Annotated in this window: 16 protein-coding genes and 3 tRNA genes; 9 read left to right on the top strand and 10 right to left on the bottom strand. The window is 35.5% G+C overall.

What is annotated here, in order from left to right; all coding sequences use genetic code 11:
• Positions 1–24 precede the first annotated feature (24 nt).
• Both yfmH and yfmF read right to left on the bottom strand, forming a co-directional pair.
• A complete protein-coding gene (gene yfmH / locus M1G14_RS08505) occupies positions 25–1,299 on the bottom strand; it encodes an EF-P 5-aminopentanol modification-associated protein YfmH (protein WP_024054767.1) in 1,275 nt (424 codons plus the stop codon).
• Positions 1,300–1,307: 8 nt separating this feature from the next.
• Entirely contained in the window at positions 1,308–2,555 is a 1,248-nt protein-coding gene (gene yfmF / locus M1G14_RS08500; RefSeq protein ID WP_049522633.1) for an EF-P 5-aminopentanol modification-associated protein YfmF, read from the bottom strand.
• Positions 2,556–2,710: 155 nt separating this feature from the next.
• Here yfmF and yaaA point away from each other — a divergent pair, with 155 nt between their 5' ends.
• Together yaaA and recF are read left to right on the top strand one after the other, a co-directional pair.
• On the top strand, positions 2,711–3,073 hold the full coding sequence (gene yaaA, locus M1G14_RS08495) for a S4 domain-containing protein YaaA (RefSeq protein ID WP_024054765.1): 363 nt from the start codon (positions 2,711–2,713) through the stop codon (positions 3,071–3,073).
• A complete protein-coding gene (gene recF / locus M1G14_RS08490; RefSeq protein WP_024054764.1) occupies positions 3,073–4,167 on the top strand; it encodes a DNA replication/repair protein RecF in 1,095 nt (364 codons plus the stop codon). Before yaaA ends, recF begins: the two co-directional genes overlap by 1 nt.
• Before the next feature lie 45 nt (positions 4,168–4,212).
• Here the strand turns inward: recF and guaB are convergent, their stop codons facing one another.
• Both guaB and trpS read right to left on the bottom strand, forming a co-directional pair.
• Positions 4,213–5,694 carry an IMP dehydrogenase gene (guaB, locus tag M1G14_RS08485; protein ID WP_003009220.1) on the bottom strand — a complete coding sequence of 494 codons (1,482 nt, stop codon included), beginning with the start codon at positions 5,692–5,694 and terminating at the stop codon, positions 4,213–4,215.
• Positions 5,695–5,836: 142 nt separating this feature from the next.
• Positions 5,837–6,865, bottom strand: coding sequence for a tryptophan--tRNA ligase (gene trpS, locus M1G14_RS08480; protein ID WP_021154159.1), 1,029 nt, complete (start codon positions 6,863–6,865; stop codon positions 5,837–5,839).
• Positions 6,866–7,070: 205 nt separating this feature from the next.
• On the opposite strand from trpS, the gene M1G14_RS08475 reads away from it, so the two are divergent.
• Positions 7,071–8,696, top strand: a complete 1,626-nt coding sequence (locus M1G14_RS08475) for an ABC-F family ATP-binding cassette domain-containing protein (protein WP_021154160.1) — start codon at positions 7,071–7,073, stop codon at positions 8,694–8,696.
• A 49-nt stretch (positions 8,697–8,745) separates the two neighbouring features.
• Positions 8,746–11,313, top strand: coding sequence for a YfhO family protein (locus tag M1G14_RS08470; RefSeq protein ID WP_247926519.1), 2,568 nt, complete (start codon positions 8,746–8,748; stop codon positions 11,311–11,313).
• 99 nt (positions 11,314–11,412) lie between these two features.
• Here M1G14_RS08470 and M1G14_RS08465 read toward each other — a convergent pair.
• From M1G14_RS08465 to rlmH, 6 genes are all read right to left on the bottom strand, one after another.
• Positions 11,413–11,486 (bottom strand) — tRNA-Asn (locus tag M1G14_RS08465).
• Positions 11,487–11,494: 8 nt separating this feature from the next.
• Positions 11,495–11,566: transfer RNA gene (locus tag M1G14_RS08460), tRNA-Glu, on the bottom strand.
• A 50-nt stretch (positions 11,567–11,616) separates the two neighbouring features.
• The gene (locus M1G14_RS08455) at positions 11,617–12,375 is read right to left on the bottom strand and encodes a response regulator transcription factor (RefSeq protein WP_003009229.1); all 759 of its coding nucleotides are present in this window, start codon (positions 12,373–12,375) and stop codon (positions 11,617–11,619) included.
• Complete coding sequence (locus tag M1G14_RS08450; RefSeq protein ID WP_021154164.1) at positions 12,372–13,712, bottom strand: sensor histidine kinase; 1,341 nt, start codon at positions 13,710–13,712, stop codon at positions 12,372–12,374. Before M1G14_RS08450 ends, M1G14_RS08455 begins: the two co-directional genes overlap by 4 nt.
• A gap of 339 nt (positions 13,713–14,051) precedes the next feature.
• Positions 14,052–14,125, bottom strand: a tRNA-Arg gene (locus M1G14_RS08445).
• 42 nt (positions 14,126–14,167) lie between these two features.
• On the bottom strand, positions 14,168–14,647 hold the full coding sequence (gene rlmH, locus M1G14_RS08440; protein ID WP_049523089.1) for a 23S rRNA (pseudouridine(1915)-N(3))-methyltransferase RlmH: 480 nt from the start codon (positions 14,645–14,647) through the stop codon (positions 14,168–14,170).
• A gap of 204 nt (positions 14,648–14,851) precedes the next feature.
• Between rlmH and htrA the strand changes: the two genes are divergently transcribed.
• The 5 genes from htrA (at position 14,852) to M1G14_RS08415 (ending at position 19,992) form a co-directional block, all read left to right on the top strand.
• Positions 14,852–16,033, top strand: a complete 1,182-nt coding sequence (htrA, locus tag M1G14_RS08435; protein ID WP_021154166.1) for a serine protease HtrA — start codon at positions 14,852–14,854, stop codon at positions 16,031–16,033.
• A 71-nt stretch (positions 16,034–16,104) separates the two neighbouring features.
• On the top strand, positions 16,105–16,866 hold the full coding sequence (locus tag M1G14_RS08430; RefSeq protein WP_049495811.1) for a ParB/RepB/Spo0J family partition protein: 762 nt from the start codon (positions 16,105–16,107) through the stop codon (positions 16,864–16,866).
• A gap of 267 nt (positions 16,867–17,133) precedes the next feature.
• Positions 17,134–18,492: a chromosomal replication initiator protein DnaA gene (gene dnaA, locus M1G14_RS08425; RefSeq protein ID WP_070449645.1), complete on the top strand. Its 1,359-nt coding sequence runs from the start codon at positions 17,134–17,136 to the stop codon at positions 18,490–18,492.
• Positions 18,493–18,651: 159 nt separating this feature from the next.
• Complete coding sequence (dnaN, locus tag M1G14_RS08420) at positions 18,652–19,788, top strand: DNA polymerase III subunit beta (RefSeq protein WP_247926518.1); 1,137 nt, start codon at positions 18,652–18,654, stop codon at positions 19,786–19,788.
• Positions 19,789–19,800: 12 nt separating this feature from the next.
• Entirely contained in the window at positions 19,801–19,992 is a 192-nt protein-coding gene (locus M1G14_RS08415) for a DUF951 domain-containing protein (protein WP_003002008.1), read from the top strand.
• Positions 19,993–20,017 lie beyond the last annotated feature (25 nt).

Genomic DNA, 20,017 nt, shown 5'->3' with positions numbered 1-20,017 from the left:
TTCCCCTTCTTGATACATTGTTTACTACTTTTGAAAAATCATATAGTCAACCATCTCAGCCCGTTCGATGAACTGACGCCCTAATTTGATGATATCTTGTAAACTAATACCTTGTAAAATCTTTGGAAGATCATAAGAAGTGCTACCGTCTGAAAAATATTCAAACTGAGTGGCACTATACTCAAGCGAATTTAAACCTTGTAAGAAATCACCAAACATTTCGCTTTTAATCGTATCCAAATGTTCCTGATTGACATCTGGATCCTTCTCAAATTGTTTGATTGCTGACCTAAATTGATGAGATAAGGACACCGGTTCTTGAGTATCCATTGTCAAAATAACGAAATGAAATAATTCCTCAACCTCGACTTCAAGTGTCAATGAGTTGTCAATCTTCCCAGCTTCATATAAACTTTGAAACCGTTGCGAAGTCCAACCAAACATCATCGAAAATAGTAATTTCAACATCAATTTATAACGAAATTTTTCCTCTTTCTTAATGATATCATTTCCTCGAATTCCAATTGCCAACTTCGGAGTAGCAACTTCCATTCTACAAGATTGATTCAATCTTACTTCATTTTTTTCTACAGGAAAACGTTCTAACTCCACAGATGGATGAGGAGGAACTAGATCATATTTCTTTACTACTTGCAATACTTCATCAACATCAAAGTTTCCGATCACTAATAAGTGCATTTGAGAGGGATGATAGAATAGATCAAAGTTTTCACGGAGATTATCTATTGTAATGTTGGAAATAGACTCCCTAGTCCCAGCAATATCATCTGCTAACGGTGTTCCAGGATATAAATTTTCTAAAGCACCAAAAAATAATCGATAGTCTGGACTATCTTGATACATTCCAATTTCTTGTTGAATGATTTCTCTTTCCTTAGATACAGATTTTTCTGTAAAGGAAGCCTTTGAAACCATCTCCAATAACAATTGAATATTCTCAGGGACTTTTGAAGTTGTTGAGAAAAGATAACTTGTCTTTGTAAAGCTTGTAAAGGCATTACTTTCCGATCCTAAATGAACGAATTTTTTTAAATAATCTTGACCATTTTCATCTTCAAATACTTTGTGTTCTAGGAAATGAGCAATTCCTGCAGGATATTGCCTTTCATCACCATTCACTAGAATTCGTGTATCCACTGAGCCAAACTTAGTTGTGATTATTCCATAGGTTTCATAATAATCTTCTTTGGGAATTAAATGAATAGTCAACCCATTTGACAAGCGTGTAAAGTAAACTTGCTCACCAACTGATTCATAATATTTTTCTTTAATTTTCAATCTTTACACTACTTTCCTTCCATAAAATAAACAGACTGTAAATTAATTGTTTTTGCCACTTCAATAATTTCTTCTCTACTAACCTTATCGATGGACTCTAACCACTCTTCTAAAGAAAGGACTTTCTTTCCTAGGATCGTTTTCAGATATTCCCTTTCAATCAAGGTATTTTGCCGATCCTGTGCTAATAAGGTCGTATTCACCAACATTTCTTTTGTCAATTGAAGCTCTGACTCTGTAAACTTGCCTCGTTTTAAATCATTCAACTGTCGCATAATCAAGGTCATTACTTTCGTACGAGATTCCTTATCAATACCTGCAAAAACTCTCATGAAGCCTGTAAAAATATCAAAATGGCTTGAGATAGTATAAGCAAGGCCTTCTTTCTCACGTATTATTTGAAAAAGTCTCGAATGCGAGAAAGCTCCCAGCATCCCATTTAATACAACTAGAGGGATATGGAGAGATTCTCCATACTGGGTAGAAAAATGATAACCTAATTCTAAAATAGATTGTTGGTTTTGTTTTTGCTCTAACTTTTCTCTTACAACATTTGTAAAAGGTTGTTGATAGGTGACAGACAAATTGTTATCACGTGGCTTGAATTCAAACTGGTTCACTCGATCCACAATAGCGACCTCATTAAAGTCACCTATGAAAAAGAAGTCAATGTTATCTAATTGGAGCATCTGATGAAACTGTTCAAGAGAACTTTGAGCTGTTTCTTGTCTCACTAAATCAACTTTCCCCAATCTTGACATCCCGATTGTTTCGTCTTCAAAAAATAGTTGATTCAATTGCCCATGTGCATAATAATAAGGCTCTTCAATTTCTGACTCCAAATCGGAAATCGTATTTTTCTTTTCAACGTCAAATGTATCACTGTCAAAGTGATCTTCTACTACCAAAGGTGAAAAGAAGATAGTTTCTATAATGTCCAAAACCTCATCCGTAAGAACATTTTTCTTGCTCAAAAAGTCATCGCGCACAAAGGAAATATTCAAATCAACATAATGAACACGCCCCCTCTTAGAGACTGAGGTTGACAATTCTACCCCATATAGACTCGCTAATTTTTCACGGAATAATTGTGAAGTTGGATATTTTTGATTTGCAGTTTCCATCATACAGGCTACTAAAACACGCGCAGCCACGGTATTTTCATCTAATGGTGATGAAAAACGGACCTTAATTTTATTGGTTTTAAATTTTTTTGATTGAAGAAAGTGAAGATTCACGCCCTTTACTAATTCCATTTTCATCCTCGTTCTACTCAATAGTAACTTTCATTATAACACGAAATCACACTAAAATCCTAATTCAAACTGTGAAAAAGCTCCTCAAATCACTCAACATTCTCTACCCTAGAAAAACTAAAAATATGGTATAATAACACGCAAAGAGGTGAACTATGAATTACAAATTATTTGATGACTTTATTACATTACAAGCAATCTTAAAAGAACTCGGCATTATACAGAGTGGTGGTGCAATCAAAGCCTTTCTTCAAGAAAAAGAAGTCTTTGTGAATGGTGAATTAGAACAACGGAGAGGCCGTAAACTTCGTGTCAATGATCAGATTGACATTCCTGAACTGAGCATGACTATCACCATTCTTGAACCTTCTCAAGAAGAAATAGAAGAACATCTTAAAGAGAAGGAAGAAAAGGAACGTGTTGCTAAACTTGTCAAGCAACTCAATCAACAACAAAAGAAACAACCGACAAAGACTAACAAAAAAGAAAAAGCAATTCGCTTTCCTGGTATCTCCTAATGTGGTTAAAACACTTATCCATTCAACATTTTCGTAATTATCAAGAACTAGAAGTCGAGTTTCATCCTGGATTAAATATTTTCCTAGGTCAAAATGCTCAAGGAAAGACCAATATTCTCGAATCAATTTATTTTCTAGCTTTAACCAGAAGTCATCGAACACGAAATGATAGAGATCTCATCTATTTTGAATCCACCGATTTTAAAGTTTCTGGTCAATTGCAAAGAGAAACTGGTCCCCTTCCATTAGAAATTTCCTTGACACCAAAAGGTCGGATAACTAAGGTAAATCATTTGAAACAAGCCAAATTATCAAACTATATTGGCCATATGAATGTTGTCCTTTTCGCACCCGAAGATTTGCAACTGATCAAAGGATCACCTGCAGGGCGTCGAAAGTTTATTGACATTGAATTAGGTCAGATGAAACCTCTCTATTTATCCGACTTATCTCAATACAACCATGTACTGAAACAAAGAAACAGTTATCTAAAAAATTCGGAAAAAATTGATGCTACATTTTTGGAGGTCTTAGATTCACAACTAGCTAATTTTGGAAGTCGCGTCATCCATCATCGGCTTGAGTTTATTAAAAAATTAGAAGCTAAAGCAGAAGAAAAACACACTCGACTTTCTGACAACAAAGAAGACCTATCGATTCAATATCAGTCAACTGTTTTTTCTGAAGAAGGAAATGATATAGAAGAGCAGTTTCTCTCTATGTTGGAAAAAAACCGTCAGAAGGATATTTTTAGGAAAACAACAAGTATTGGGCCTCACAGGGATGATTTGGCATTTTTTATCAATAATATGAATGCTACCTTTGGTAGTCAGGGCCAGCATCGAAGTGTTGTTCTCTCTCTAAAATTAGCAGAAATTGAATTGATGGAAGAAATCACAAGAGAAAAGCCTATTTTATTACTTGACGATGTCATGAGCGAACTTGACAATTATCGTCAACTTCAACTACTTGAAACCATCTCTAATAATATTCAAACATTTATTACAACGACCACTCTCGATCATTTAAAAGACCTGCCTGAAGAGTTGAAAATTTTCACTGTTCAAGCCGGTCATATCAAAACAGCATCTTGACAGAATTGTCAAGATGCTGTTATTTTTGTTTACAAATGTGTAAATTTATTGTGCTGAGTAGTTAGGAGCCTCGTTTGTGATTTGCACATCATGAGGATGGCTTTCTTTCAATCCTGCACCACTCATTTCAACAAATTGTGCATGATCATGTAAATCTTGAATGGTTGCTGCACCAACATAACCCATACCTGAACGAATACCACCGATCATTTGGAATACCATATCTGCTACAGAACCTTTATAAGCAACACGTCCCTCAATTCCTTCAGGAACCAATTTATTGGCTTCATTGACAGATCCTTGGAAGTAACGGTCGCTAGAACCTTTCTTCATTGCTGCAATAGATCCCATACCACGGTATGTTTTAAATTTACGACCTTGGAAGATTTCTGTTTCACCTGGTGCTTCATCTGTACCTGCAAGCATTGAGCCAAGCATAACCGCGTTTCCACCAGCTGCTAGTGCTTTGACAATATCTCCTGAATACTTGATACCACCATCAGCAATGATCGTTTTTCCATATTCACGAGCTACAGCGGCTGCATCATAAATGGCAGTCACTTGAGGAACACCAACCCCTGCAACAACACGAGTTGTACATATTGATCCTGGACCAATTCCGACCTTAACTACGTCTACCCCTGCATCAAATAATGCACGAGCACCTTCAGCGGTTGCAATATTTCCTGCAATCAAGGTACGATCTGGGAAGTGAGCACGAATTTCTGCAATCTTACGAAGAACACCCGCAGAATGTCCATGAGCAGTATCGATGACAATAGCATCTGCACCAGCTTCAAAAAGAGCTTCTGCACGTTCAAAAGTATCTGAAGTAACCCCTACGGCACCAGCCACAAGCAAACGACCAAATTCATCCTTAGCCGCATTTGGAAACTCAATAACTTTTTCAATATCTTTGATTGTAATCAAGCCAGAAAGACGACCATTTTCATCTACCAATGGTAATTTTTCAATACGGTGCTCTTGTAGAATGCGTTCAGCTGTTTCCAAATCGGTTCCAACCGGTGCAGTTACCAAGTTTTCACTTGTCATATGATTTGAAATGGGTTGATTGTAATCAGAAATAAAACGCAAATCCCGGTTTGTAAGGATACCAACTAATTTACGATTTTCAAGTGTTTCAACAACAGGAACACCACTGATTCGGTATCGTCCCATCAACTCATCTGCTTCTGCAATTGTATGAGACGGAGTCAAATAGAACGGATCAATAATAACCCCATTTTCAGAACGTTTTACTTTGCGTACTTCATCTGCCTGTTGCTCAATTGACATGTTTTTATGGATAACACCAAGTCCACCAGCACGTGCCATAGCAATTGCCATTTGACTTTCAGTCACTGTGTCCATGGCAGCAGTAATGATTGGGATATTCAAGCGTAAATTACTTGCTAATTGTGTACTTAAATCTGCATCATTAGGCAATACGTGACTTTCTGCTGGAATCAAAAGCACGTCATCGAATGTAAACCCTTTTTTTAAAAACTTTGTGTCCCAATTAGACATTAGCTGGATCCTCTTTTCTTTTTATTTGAGCAAGGCTCGAATTTTTATTGTTAATATCATACCATTCTATGGCAATTTGTCAATCATTTATTGGTAAATTATCAATGAACAGTAAGAAATGTTCGCTTTTAATGAAGTCGTTTTATTTTTTAAAATAGGTAATTCCCATCGCAGATTTTACTTCATCCAGTGTTTGAGCTGCTACATTTCGAGCGCGCTCACTTCCTTTTTCAAGAATAGAGTAGACCTCACCCATATCCTTTGCAAACTCAAGTCGTCTTTCACGAATTGGTCTTAATTCACGATCTAAAATTTCTAAAAGATATCGTTTGGTCTTTACATCACCAAGTCCACCACGTTGATAATGTTCTTTCATTTCTGCAATTTCAGCTGAATCTTCTGGACGGCCAAATACATCCAGGTAATGAAACACCATATTGCCTTCGATTTTTCCTGGATCCTCTACTTTAATATGATCCGGATCGGTATACATACTCATCACTTTTTTCTTTAAAGTATCCGCATCATCAGCTAAGTAAATTCCATTATTCAATGATTTAGACATTTTAGCATTTCCATCTAAACCAGGTAAGCGCCCCGCTGCTTCATTTTCAGGATAAATTCCTTCCGGTTCCACCAAAGTATCTGTGTTGTATGCATGATTAAAGGAACGAACAATCTCACGAGTTTGCTCAATCATAGGCTTTTGATCATTTCCTACTGGAACAAAATTCGCTTTAAATGCTGTGATATCGGCTGCTTGTGAAATAGGGTATACCAAAAATCCTGTTGGAATACTCTCACCAAAACCTTTTTGAGAAATCTCGGTTTTTACAGTTGGATTCCTTTCAAGTCGCGCCAAAGATACTAGATTCATGTAATACATGGTCAATTCCGCTAATTCAGGAATCTGACTTTGAATGAAAATCGTAACTTTTTCAGGATCTAGTCCAGCTGCCAGATAATCCAAAGCAACATTACCAATAGATTCTACAATCGTTTTTGGATCTTTTGCATGGTCTGTCAAAGCTTGCTGGTCTGCTAGGAAAACAAACATATTATACTCATCTTTATTTTGCAACAAGACGCGATTTTTTAAAGAACCAACATAGTGGCCAATATGGAGTTTTCCTGTCGGTCTATCTCCTGTCAGAATGATGGGTTTTGTCATACTCTTCTCCTTAATCGTTATCCCTATCATTATAGCACTTTCTAGTTGAAAATGTTAGTCTATCCTCTATGTTTGTAAGGAATTAACACTTTACTAAACTGTCAATTTCGTTTACATCATTGTAAAAACAAATTGACAGTAAAAAAGTTGAATTTTCCCCTATTTTCTAGTAAAATGAAGACATTATAGAAAGAGGAGAAAATCATTGCTTACAGTATCAGACGTCTCACTACGTTTTAGTGATCGAAAATTGTTTGACGATGTCAATATCAACTTTACAGAAGGAAATACATACGGTCTCATCGGTGCCAACGGTGCTGGAAAGTCAACCTTTTTAAAAATTTTAGCTGGAGATATTGAACCAACAACTGGTCATATTTCTCTTGGCCCTGATGAACGTTTGTCTGTTTTGCGTCAAAATCACTTTGACTACGAAGACGAGCGGGTCATCGATGTTGTCATTATGGGAAATGAAAAGCTCTACAACATTATGAAAGAAAAAAATGCTATCTACATGAAAGAAGATTTCTCTGATGAAGATGGTGTCCGTGCAGCTGAACTTGAAGGTGAATTTGCCGAACTTGGTGGATGGGAAGCAGAAAGTGAAGCATCTCAATTGCTTCAAAATCTAAATATTTCAGAAGACCTTCATTATCAAACTATGAGCGAGTTAGCCAATGGGGATAAAGTGAAAGTTCTCTTAGCTAAAGCCCTTTTTGGTAAACCAGATGTCCTTCTTTTGGACGAGCCGACCAATGGATTGGATATTCAATCCATTACCTGGTTAGAAGATTTTCTGATTGATTTTGAAAATACGGTTATCGTTGTATCCCATGACCGCCACTTTTTGAATAAAGTCTGCACCCATATGGCGGATCTCGACTTTGGAAAAATCAAACTTTACGTCGGGAACTATGATTTCTGGAAAGAATCTTCTGAACTTGCAGCAAAATTACAAGCAGATAGAAATGCAAAAGCTGAAGAAAAAATTAAACAATTACAAGAGTTTGTCGCACGTTTCTCAGCCAACGCTTCAAAATCAAAACAAGCAACTTCGCGTAAAAAAATGCTTGACAAGATTGAACTTGAAGAAATTGTTCCATCTAGTCGGAAGTACCCATTCATCAACTTTAAGGCAGAACGAGAAATTGGTAACGATCTCTTGACAGTTGAAAATCTTTCTGTCAAGATTGATGGAGAAACCATCCTTGACAATATCAGCTTTATCTTACGTCCTGGTGACAAAACCGCCCTTATCGGACAGAACGATATTCAAACAACCGCTTTGATCCGTGCATTGATGGATGATATTGAATATGAAGGAACTGTCAAGTGGGGAGTTACAACTAGTCGATCATATCTACCAAAAGACAACAGTCGTGATTTTGCAGGTGGTGAAAGTATTCTCGATTGGCTTCGTCAATTTGCAAGTAAAGAAGAAGATGACAATACTTTCCTTCGTGGTTTCTTAGGACGTATGCTCTTTTCGGGTGACGAAGTTAACAAGTCTGTCAACGTCTTGTCAGGGGGAGAAAAAGTTCGTGTCATGTTGTCTAAATTGATGCTCCTCAAGTCAAATGTTCTTGTACTGGATGATCCAACCAATCACTTGGATTTGGAGTCTATCTCAAGTTTGAATGATGGATTGAAGAATTTTAAAGAATCGATTATCTTTGCCAGCCATGACCACGAATTCATTCAAACACTCGCCAACCATATTATCGTTCTTTCAAAAAACGGCGTAATCGATCGTATTGATGAAACCTATGATGAGTTTCTTGAAAATGAAGAAGTTCAAGCAAAAGTGAAAGAACTTTGGAGCCAATCATAAAAATAAAGAGCCCTGAAATCATTATTTCAGGCTCTTTCAGTAGAAATATATGAATAAAACAAAGCTAAAAACATCCCTTTTTATAGTATCTTCCTTCCTGATTCCGGCTATCATGATGTTCTTTATTTACCTCTCACAAGGAATCTACTGGAACAGTGATACATCCCCCTTATTAGGAGATGGTTATCATCAGTATGTCATTTTTGATACCACACTTCGAAATATTTTACACGGGACAGATAGCCTATTTTACAGTTTTCAAAGTGGATTAGGCATTAATTTCTATGCACTCAGTAGTTATTATCTAGGAAGTTTCTTTTCTCCTCTTATCTACTTCTTTAATGCACAATCCATGCCAGATGCTGTTTACCTCATCACTCTTCTTAAATTTGGAGCTATTGGCTTAAGCACTTATATTAGTTTACATGGAATGTTTTCTAAAATTCCTAGATCCCTGTTTCTTACCCTTTCAACATCATTTGCTCTTATGAGCTTTGCTATCAGCCAAATTGAAATAAAAACTTGGCTAGATGTTTTTATCCTAGCACCATTAATTCTTTATGGATTTAAAAAACTCATTTACAATGAGGGAGAGATTCTCTACTTTATCAGCTTAACCAGCTTGTTTATCCAAAATTATTATTTTGGGTTTATGATGTCTATTTTTCTTATTTTATGGTACTTGACACAACTGTCATGGGACATCAAAGGAATTGGAAAACGCTTCTTTCATTTTGTGATTGTATCTCTTTTATCAGTTATAACAAGCCTTGTGATGTTATTTCCAACCTTCTTAGATTTACGCACTCATGGAGAAAGTTTTTCAAAAGTTGACAGTATCTTTACAGAAAAAAGTTGGTATCTTGACGTATTTGCAAAAAATTTCATTGGAAGTTTTGACACTACTAAATATGGATCAATTCCAATGATCTACGTGGGATTATTTCCACTTCTTTTAGCGATTACCTTTTTCTTTGTAAAGTCGATCAAGTTTCACGTGAAACTTTCTTACTTTATACTCTTGACCATTCTTATTTTGAGTTTTCGTTTTCAATTATTAGATCTCCTTTGGCAAGGTATGCACGCGCCGAATATGTTTCTTCATCGATACTCTTGGATCTTTTCTTTGACGATTATTCTGATGGCAGGAGAAGTACTAAATCGAATAGAGGAGATCACTTGGATTCGTTTTAGTCTTGCTAATTTCCTCCTTATTCTAGGATTTGGAGCAACTGTCCTTTACAGCAGTCACTATAAATTTTTAGATGCTGTCAATTTTATTGTTACTTTTGAATTTTTAATTGCTTTCTATTTGGTCTGTTTAGGGTTTATCCTAAAAAAGATACCGCCTAGACTTTTCTATCTTTCGATCCTGTTTTTCTCCATCTTTGAATTATCGGTGAATAGTTATTATCAAATGGAAGGAATTGCGAATGAATGGGTATTTGCTTCTCGGTCATCCTACGAACGAGACTTAAAAGCCATCCAATCCTTAGTAAAAGAGAAGACAGACTCTAATTATCGGACTGAGATTTTACAGCCACAAACGGGCAATGATAGCATGAAGTATGGTTATAATGGAATTTCTCAATTTTCATCTGTACGAAATACGGATGCTAGCTCGACATTGGACAAACTAGGATTTAAATCTGAAGGAACCAACCTCAATCTTCGATACCAAAACAATTCTATTTTAATGGATAGTCTATTTGGTGTTCGCTATAATTTAAGCCAACAACCTGTTCAAAAATTTGGATTTAAAGAGATTGCAACCAAAAATGGAGTCTCACTTTCAGAAAACGAATATGCCTTACCAATCGCCTTTCTGTCAGCAAAACCTTATAAAAATACTTCCTTTACGAATTTGACACTGGATAATCAGACACGATTCATCCATCAAATCACAGATGAAAAATATAAATTTTATAAGAAATTAAATATTCTCTCGCCTACTTCACAAAATACTACATCTTCGTTGCAAACTGCAAAAATTGAAGAAGATAGTCATCTTTCCTACGCAAGTATTCAATATGAAGTAACGGTTCCTGCCCATAGCCAACTATATGTCAATGTTCCAAATTTACAATTTTCAAACGATGATCGAAAAGATATTGAAATCAGCTACAATGGACAGACTCAACGCTATACCATTGATAATGCCTTTCCATTCTTTTCGATTGGCCATTTTGACACAGAGGAAACAGTTACTATTCGTATGAGTTTTCCAGAAAATTCGACAGTCTCTTTTGATACACCAGAATTTTTTGCTCTGGATCTTGACCAATACACACAAGCTATCGCTAGCATTCGTCAGCAAGAAGTTGCTATTCACAAAAAGAAAAACAAATTGGTAGCAGCCTATAACGCAAATAGAGACACTACCCTTATTTTTACACTCCCTTATGATAAAGGCTGGTCAGCTAAACAAAATGGAAAACCTATCAAAATTCATCGCATCCAGAAAGGATTAATGGGAGTTCGTGTTTCAAAAGGATCCGGAACAGTCACCTTAACATTTGTTCCCCAAGGCTTCATTGAAGGACTCATTGCCTTTTTCGTTGGAATCATTCTCTTTTTCCTCTACGAATGGAGAAAAATAAAAAGACGAAAAAGTTAAGGAATCTAACCATCGGTTCACTTATAAATAAAAGGCTAGGATAGTCATTATCCTAGCCTTTTTCAAAACAAAAAAACACCCAAATGGGTGCTATACTAGCTCCGCCAGTAGGACTCGAACCTACGACATCATGATTAACAGTCATGCGCTACTACCAACTGAGCTATGGCGGAATGAGATATAGTCCGTACGGGATTCGAACCCGTGTTACCGCCGTGAAAAGGCGGTGTCTTAACCCCTTGACCAACGGACCATATATTCATTAACAGAACATATCCCATTATATCAAAATTTAACTAATTGTCAAGCACTAAATTCTAAATTTTGTTCTTCAATTAATTTTTTGGCACGTTTGATATTGCTTCTTGAGATTGGACAAGAATAGCCTTCTTTCAACAGTAGCTGTTTCTTTTTCTTATCCATTCCAATGATCATACTTCTATTCACGATAAAAGATTGATGGGGACTGAAATATCTCTCCTCCACATCTTTCTCCAAGACATCTGATAAACTTCCCGCAATTTCTTTTTGAAAATTTTTCCCAACTAAGTTTAATTTATAAGCCGAACCAACAGTTTCAATATAAAGAATATCCTTAAATGGAATTTTTATCTTTTTATCCTTAAAGTCATACTCAAAATAATCTGTCAAATCATCATTTCCAATTTGAATAGTCGTTAGGTACTCAATACACTCCTTAATTTTTAATCTAAATAAATCTTCATTCAAATTTTTATCAATAAAATCTAAGGCAGATACTTTATAACGATAGGTAATCGAAGCGAATTCTGATTTTGTAGTAATAAAAACAATAATGGCATAAGGATTTGCTTCTCGTATTTTTTGAGCAATTTCCAGACCACAATACTCATTGTCTTGGATATGAATATCTAGAAAATATAATTGGTGGATATCCGAATGCTGGATATAATTTTCAAATTCCGAAATTTTACCGGTAGAAATCACTTCAAGTTTAATTTCTAATTCCTTAGCAATTTCTGCAATATGTTTTTCTACCCGTATCTGTTGAGAGAGCTCATCTTCTAATAAAAAAATCTTCATTCTTGTTCGTATCCTCCAATCTTCAAAACTTGTAAAAAACGATTTCCTTGCAATTCCGTTTCTAAAAACATCGTTCCATAATTTGCTAAGATTTTTCTCACATTATTTAATCCTAGTCCTCTATTTTCTCCTTTTGTTGAATAACCTTCTTCATATATTTTTCTAATATCAAAAGTGATTTCATTTGTTGTATTATGAATCACTAAGTAAACAATTTTTGAAATAGAGAAAATAGCAATATGAACTTTCTTTTCTTCTGCTTCTTTTGAAGCTTCCAAAGCGTTTGTCACTAGAATCCCAACGATTCTCACGATATCTAATAAATCAACTGGTAGTTGCTCGATTGGTTCACTCGTTTCAAAGGTCATTTCTACCCCAGCATCTCTTGCATCCAACCAGCCTCGAATCAAAATACTTCGTAAAGCAGAATCTTTGATATTGACCAAGTTGAATCCTGATAATGCTTCTGTATTGATCTCTTTATAACCTTTTTCCAATACTTCTCTATGGATTCTCTGTATTTCTGGAATATTTTCTTCCTCAATGGCTAACGACATAGAAATAACTAAATTTCCCAAATCATGACGAAATCCCCTGACAATAGAATAGAGACTTTGAATTTCAGCCATATACCGACTCATTTGTTGCTCAGAAAATTCTTTATACTCCAGTTCTAAATTTTTACGATACTGATCTCGCTCGATTTTCATATGGAATAAGCTGACTACAAAAGAGAAAAAACAAATCGTTGCCAACATACTCCCAAAATTTTTATATTGCGCTTGTTCACTAATCCATAAAGCAAAATTAATCACTACAAATATAGCAAAATAGACACAGATGAGTCTCTTTAAATATTTTTCAAATTCTTTCTCATAAAAAGGAGTGAAGTCAAATTCAAATAGGTCAATTAACTTCAAAATGATTCCTAAAGAAATCAAACGAATGCACATATTGTAGACAATCGAGTAAGCTGCTACAACAGCATCCCCCAATACTGAAGAGACAATTATCGTCAGAAAAGTTGCTGTTCCTTCAACCGCTAAATAAGTAAAAAAAGAATAAAAAATGGCGCACAAGCGATTCGTCCGATTGGCATAATGATAATAAGGATATAAATAAACCGGCCATAAGAGCATATTTAAATCAGAGAGTCGAATATTTGAAAATAAAGTCACATCTAAAAATACTAAGAGACTTTCAAAAAGAAGAACAAAGGTGCTCAGCAGAAAGATAAATGCAAATTGATGTTCCTGATAGATTTTTTCGTCCACTAATGCAAACGTCAGAACAATGATCCCTCCCAAGAGAAAAGACAAGATTAATGACTGAATCACACAAACTCTCCCACTTTGTTTTTTCTATTTTATTATACTCTAGTATTATTATAAAAAATAAAATTTTATATACAAAAAATTATAATATAAAATAGCCTAAAATTAAAGGGAATAGGTAAAATTGTAATGTTTTTGTTACATGAATGAAAACTATTTTACACAATTTATATAATCTACACTTTGCACTATATAGGGATTATTGGTTCTTTTTTTAAATATTCCTAATAAATCATTCCATTACTATTTGTCTATAGTGAAGTATACAAAAATTAATAGATAATGAAAATTTATACATTTTTACATAATAGAAAAGATGCAGCAAAAGCTGCATCTCTCATTTGATCCCAGCAGGATTCGAACCTGCGACCGTTCGCTTAGAAGGCGAATGCTCTATCCAGCTGAGCTATGAGACCGAACTTACTTCATTTTAGCAGAAAAAGGAAGGAGCGTCAAGGTTATTTATGGTAAGGACTCCCCTGTTGAATCATGAAAGCACGATAGATTTGTTCCACCAACACTAATTTCATCAACTGATGAGGAAGAGTTAATTGACCAAAGCTCATTAATAGATTTCCTCTTTTTTTCACTTCAGGAGACAGACCAAGACTGCCTCCAATAACAAAAGTAAGGTTTGAATAACCAGATATCATAATCTGGTCAATCGTTTGACTAAATTTCTCTGAAGGAAATTGTTTTCCTTCGATGGCCAATACAATCACATATTCCTTATCTGAAATCTTAGAGAGAATTCGTTGTCCCTCTTTTTCAAGGATTTGTTGATTTTCGAGTTGACTGGCACGATCTGGAGTTTTTTCATCAACTAACTCAACCTGTTCTACTTTTGCAAATCGACCAAGCCTTTTAATATACTCCTCGATCCCATCTTTTAAGTATTTTTCTTTTAATTTTCCAACGGTTATCAATTTAATTTTCATTCCCCTATTGTAGCATAATTCTTCAATTCCACAAATAATCCACAGCTATAGAAAGGAAATCTATTCTATAAAGTCCTTTTTAAAGCCATTTCTCAACTAAATTCTACAAGTTATCCACAATTTGTGGATAACTTTAGTTATTTAAGATATAATTAAGAAAGTTTTTCTATACTCTAGACAATTTGATATCCTTAGGAGGAAAATATGAAATCTTCATCTAATTTACTGAAAAAAGTTGGAAACATAGCCCTCATTTTTGTTGTAGGTTTTCTAGGTGGTATTCTTGGAACCTTTTTAACCTTACAAACATCTCATTCTTCTACTTCAAATACTGAAAGTAAGCAAGTCCACTCAACCACTGTTAAAACAGCTTATAAAAATACAACCTCAACTAGTGAGGCCGTAGACAAGGTGAAAAATGCTGTAGTTTCTGTGATTACTTATTCTGATTCTTCGAATCAAGGGTTATTTGAAAAAGAAGAAAACTCTGACTCACAAATTTCTAGTGAAGGTTCTGGGGTCATTTATAAAAAAGAAGGAAAATATGCCTACCTTGTTACCAACACCCATGTGATCAATGGTGCTAAAAAAGTAGATATTCTTTTAGCAGATGGGAATAAAGTCCCCGGAGAAGTAGTTGGGTCAGATGTCTATTCTGATATTGCAGTCGTTCGTATTAGTGCGGATAAAGCAAAGGCAGTAGCTGAATTCGGAGATTCAAACCAATTAACAGTCGGTGAGACTGCAATTGCAATTGGTAGCCCTCTTGGAACAGATTATGCGAATTCTGTTACCCAAGGAATTATTTCCAGCCAAGGCCGCAATGTGAAATTGAAAGCCGATAATGGACAAAATATCTCTACACGCGCCCTACAAACAGACGCAGCCATCAACCCAGGAAATTCTGGAGGCCCATTAATCAATATTCAAGGACAAGTCATCGGGATTACCTCAAGTAAAATTTCAAATAACGGACAAACGTCAGTAGAAGGAATGGGATTTGCAATTCCTGCAAATGATGTTGTCAATATTATCAAGCAACTAGAAGAAAAAGGAAAAGTAGTTCGACCAGCTCTTGGAATCCAAATGATGGATTTATCCAACCTTTCAACTTCTGATTTAAGCCAATTAAAACTTCCTGAAAAAATCTCTGGAGGAGTACTAGTTCGTTCAACACTTGAAAATATGCCTGCTTCAGATAAATTGCAACGTTATGATGTCATCACAAAGATCGATGATACAGATATCGAGTCAACGGCAGATTTACAATCCGCCCTCTATTCTCACCAAATCAATGATACGATCAAGGTCACATTCTATCGTGATGGAAAACAACAAACAACTTCTATCAAGTTGACAAAATCAACTGAGGATCTGAGCGATTAACTTTCACTTTCTTGACATACTTGTAAACACACCTTTACGAATTTGTAAAGGTGTGTTATTCTATTCATAAGATGGAAAAATTAGAAAAAATAGCGGTAAAGGACATTCGAACCAATCCTTTCCAACCAAGAAAAGTATTTGATCAAGAAAAATTAGAAGAACTGGCTCAGTCAATCAAAGAAAATGGCTTAATTCAACCCATTATTGTCAGAAAATCTCCAATAATTGGTTTTGAATTGCTTGCAGGTGAAAGACGTTTTAGAGCTTCAAAAATTGCTGGATTAGAGCTTGTTCCTGCGATTATTAAAGAGTTAACGGATCAAGAAATGATGCGACAAGCCATTATTGAAAATCTTCAACGAGAAGATCTCAATCCAATTGAAGAAGCCATCTCCTACCAGAAGCTCGTTGATCATGGCTATAAGCACGACCAAATCGCTCAATTTATGGGGAAATCTAGACCCTATATCAGCAATATGCTTCGCTTGTTACATCTAGCTCCCTCTGTTCAAGAAGCAGTCATTCAAAATGATATTTCTTCGGCTCATGCGCGTGTTCTTGTTCCTCTTGATGAAGAAGAGCAGCGCTTTTGGTTGGAGCGAATCAAACAGGATCATTTAAATGTTCGAACATTAGAAAGCAAGATCAGTTCAAAAAGAAAACAGAAAAATAAAAAAGCAAAAGAGAGCTTCCTACTGGAAGAGGAACAGCGATTGAAAAAAATATTAGGAACAGATGTGACGATACACTCCTCTTCTCAAAATAAAGGAACTATCCAAATTTCTTTTTCCAGTCTTGATGAATACCAACGAATTATCAACAGCCTTAAATAAGGCTGTTATTTTTATTTTTTGTATTGACAAGCTTTTCCACCATAAAAATCTTTTGTAAATAGCAGAAAAATAAGGATATTCTCTAGTTATCCCCACTTTGTGGATAACTTTTAAAAACAATGTGAATTTAAATCCACAACTTGTGGAAAAGTTTAAAACTATAATTTAATTTCATGAAATTTAGCCTGTGGAAAACTATTTTTGTTTGTGGTAGAATAGGAGTACGTATGATTTGATACAATTCAAGAAAAGGAGGGAAGTCTGATAGTGTCACAAGAAGAGCAATTTTGGTCTCGTTTTTTAGAATTAGCCCAATTACAACTAAAAGATAGTGCCTATGATTTTTTTGTCGCCGATTCAAAATTAGTCAAAATCGATGGAGAAACGGCTACCATTTATCTTGATGGAAATTATAAAGAATTATTTTGGGAAACAAATCTAAAAAATGCTTTGATCACAGCCAGCTTTGAAGTCTACAATACAGATTTGAAGTTCCATTTCGTTTTTGAAGATACCGAAGAAATTCCTAGTAGTCATAGCAGTGAGAGTAGGAGATTATCTTCAGCTAGCTTAACAACCGAACCGTTGCCTAAAATTGATACAGGTCTGAAATCAAAGTACACCTTTGATAATTTTGTGCAAGGGGATGGAAATATTTGGGCGAAAGCAGCAGCGCTTGCAGTTTCTGAAAATCTTGCAACAACTTACAACCCTCTCTTTATCTATGGTGGACCAGGGCTTGGAAAGACTCACCTATTGAACGCAATTGGAAATCAAATCCTAGAAAATATTCCAAACGCACGGGTTAAGTATGTCCCAGCAGAAACCTTTATTAATGAATTTTTAGAACACCTTCGATTAGGAGAAATGAAGACGTTCAAGAATACCTATCGAAGTCTTGATCTCTTACTGATCGATGATATCCAGTCACTCGGCGGGAAAAAAGTCACGACTCAAGAGGAATTCTTTAATACCTTTAATGCCCTCCATAGCGACAACAAACAGATTGTTCTAACAAGCGATCGAAGTCCGGATCATTTAGATAGTCTTGAAGAGCGGCTGGTTACTCGTTTCAAATGGGGACTAACGCAAAATATAACACCACCTGATTTTGAAACTCGGATTGCCATCTTACGGAATAAAATTGAAGATCTAGACTATATTTTTCCTAATGACACACTGGAATATCTAGCAGGTCAGTTTGATTCAAATGTCCGAGACTTAGAAGGTGCCTTAAATGATATTTCTTTAATGGCGAAGGTGAAAAAACTAAAAGAAATTACGATCGATGTTGCAGCTGAAGCTATTCGAGCTCGTAAAAACGATAATAGCAAGACGCTTGTCATCCCCATTGAAAAAATTCAGGAAGCAGTTGGAGCCTTTTATGGAGTCAGTGTAAAAGAAATCAAAGGTTCTCGAAGAGTTCAGAATATTGTCCTAGCACGACAAGTGGCCATGTATCTTTCAAGAGAGATGACGGACAACTCACTTCCTCGAATCGGAAAAGAATTCGGTGGAAAAGACCACACGACTGTCATTCATGCTTATGAAAAAATTAAAAGTATGGTCGACACAGATGATAATCTACGACTCGAAATTCAAAGTATCAAGAAAAAGTTAAATTAATCTGTGGATAACTTCCTCTAAACTTCTAAGGGTTATGCACAATTTTTAAACAAGTAACTTTTTAAGTCATAGATAGGATTCTGAGACTTTTCCACAACTTCCACACAACCTACTATTACTATTAACTTACTAATCATAAAATAAATAAAAGGAATGACCATGATAAATTTTTCTATTAACAAAACTTTATTTTTACAAGCACTAAATACTACCAAAAGAGCGATCAGTTCAAAAAATGCTATTCCAATCCTTTCCACGATTAAAATTGATGTCACTCCAGAAGGAGTTGCCTTATCAGGATCGAATGGCCAAATTTCAATCGAAAACTTTATTTCTATCAAAGACGAAAATGCTGGTTTACTAGTGACCTCCCCAGGTTCTATTTTATTGGAAGCAACTTTCTTTATTAATGTGGTTTCAAGTTTACCAGATGTTACTTTAGATTTTAAAGAGATTGAACAAAAACAGGTTCTTTTAACAAGTGGAAAATCAGAAATTACACTTAAAGGAAAAGATGCAGATCAATATCCACGTATTCAAGAAATTGCTGCAAGTAATCCATTAGTTTTGGAAACAAAATTATTAAAACAATTAATTAATGAAACAGAATTTGCAGCAAGTGTACAAGAAAGTCGGCCAATTTTGACAGGTGTTCACTTTGTTCTATCGGATAATAAAGAGCTAAAAACAGTAGCAACAGACTCTCACCGTATGAGTCAAAAAGTGATTACACTGGAGAAAAATGGAGACAACTTTGATGTTGTCATCCCAAGTCGCTCTCTTCGTGAATTCACCTCTGTCTTTTCTGATGATATTGAAACAGTTGAAGTTTTCTTTGCTAACAATCAAATCCTATTTAGAAGTGAACACATTAGTTTTTATACCCGTTTGCTAGAAGGAAATTATCCTGATACAGACCGTCTCATTCCAACAGAATTCAATACAGAGGCAACCTTCAATGTGGCCAACCTTCGATTTGCAATGGAGCGTGCTCGTCTTCTTTCAAATGCGACTCAAAACGGAACGGTTAAATTAGAGTTCAAAAATGGAGTGGTTTCTTCTCACGTTCATTCACCAGAAGTTGGGCGAGTAAATGAAGAGATCGATACGAGCGCCGTTTCAGGAGAGGATTTGTCTATTAGCTTTAATCCAACTTATTTGATTGAAGCGCTCAAAGCTATTGACAGTGAACAAGTTGTTATTCGTTTTATTTCTTCTGTTAGACCGTTTACATTGGTTCCAGAAGGAAATGAACAAGGGTTCATTCAATTGATTACGCCAGTTCGCACAAATTAACAAAGGTGAATCATGTATACGTTAGGTGATTTTGTAGAAATGAAAAAGCCTCACGCTTGTGTGATTAAAGAAACAGGCAAGAAGGCAAATCGTTGGGAAATTACGCGACTTGGTGCAGACATAAAAATCAAGTGTAGCAATTGTGATCATGTGGTCATGATGAGTCGCCATGATTTTGAACAGAAAATGAAGAAAGTACTATAAAAGGTTCAGTCACTTATGTGACCGA

Source organism: Streptococcus parasanguinis, from assembly GCF_023109675.1.
Classification (GTDB): Bacteria; Bacillota; Bacilli; order Lactobacillales; family Streptococcaceae; genus Streptococcus; species Streptococcus parasanguinis_I.
Note: the sequence above shows the minus strand (reverse complement) of the source record. Positions and strands in the feature narration are given on the sequence as shown.

Excerpts from the sequence above, each read along its gene's own strand:
- yfmF (WP_049522633.1), bottom strand. The coding sequence starts at position 2,555 with ATGGAATTAGTAAAGGGCGTGAATCTTCACTTTCTTCAATCAAAAAAA.
- dnaN (WP_247926518.1), top strand. The coding sequence starts at position 18,652 with ATGATAAATTTTTCTATTAACAAAACTTTATTTTTACAAGCACTAAAT.
- M1G14_RS08430 (WP_049495811.1), top strand. The coding sequence starts at position 16,105 with ATGGAAAAATTAGAAAAAATAGCGGTAAAGGACATTCGAACCAATCCT.
- recF (WP_024054764.1), top strand. The coding sequence starts at position 3,073 with ATGTGGTTAAAACACTTATCCATTCAACATTTTCGTAATTATCAAGAA.
- M1G14_RS08415 (WP_003002008.1), top strand. The coding sequence starts at position 19,801 with ATGTATACGTTAGGTGATTTTGTAGAAATGAAAAAGCCTCACGCTTGT.
- trpS (WP_021154159.1), bottom strand. The coding sequence starts at position 6,865 with ATGACAAAACCCATCATTCTGACAGGAGATAGACCGACAGGAAAACTC.
- rlmH (WP_049523089.1), bottom strand. The coding sequence starts at position 14,647 with ATGAAAATTAAATTGATAACCGTTGGAAAATTAAAAGAAAAATACTTA.
- yaaA (WP_024054765.1), top strand. The coding sequence starts at position 2,711 with ATGAATTACAAATTATTTGATGACTTTATTACATTACAAGCAATCTTA.
- htrA (WP_021154166.1), top strand. The coding sequence starts at position 14,852 with ATGAAATCTTCATCTAATTTACTGAAAAAAGTTGGAAACATAGCCCTC.
- M1G14_RS08455 (WP_003009229.1), bottom strand. The coding sequence starts at position 12,375 with ATGAAGATTTTTTTATTAGAAGATGAGCTCTCTCAACAGATACGGGTA.
- M1G14_RS08470 (WP_247926519.1), top strand. The coding sequence starts at position 8,746 with ATGAATAAAACAAAGCTAAAAACATCCCTTTTTATAGTATCTTCCTTC.
- guaB (WP_003009220.1), bottom strand. The coding sequence starts at position 5,694 with ATGTCTAATTGGGACACAAAGTTTTTAAAAAAAGGGTTTACATTCGAT.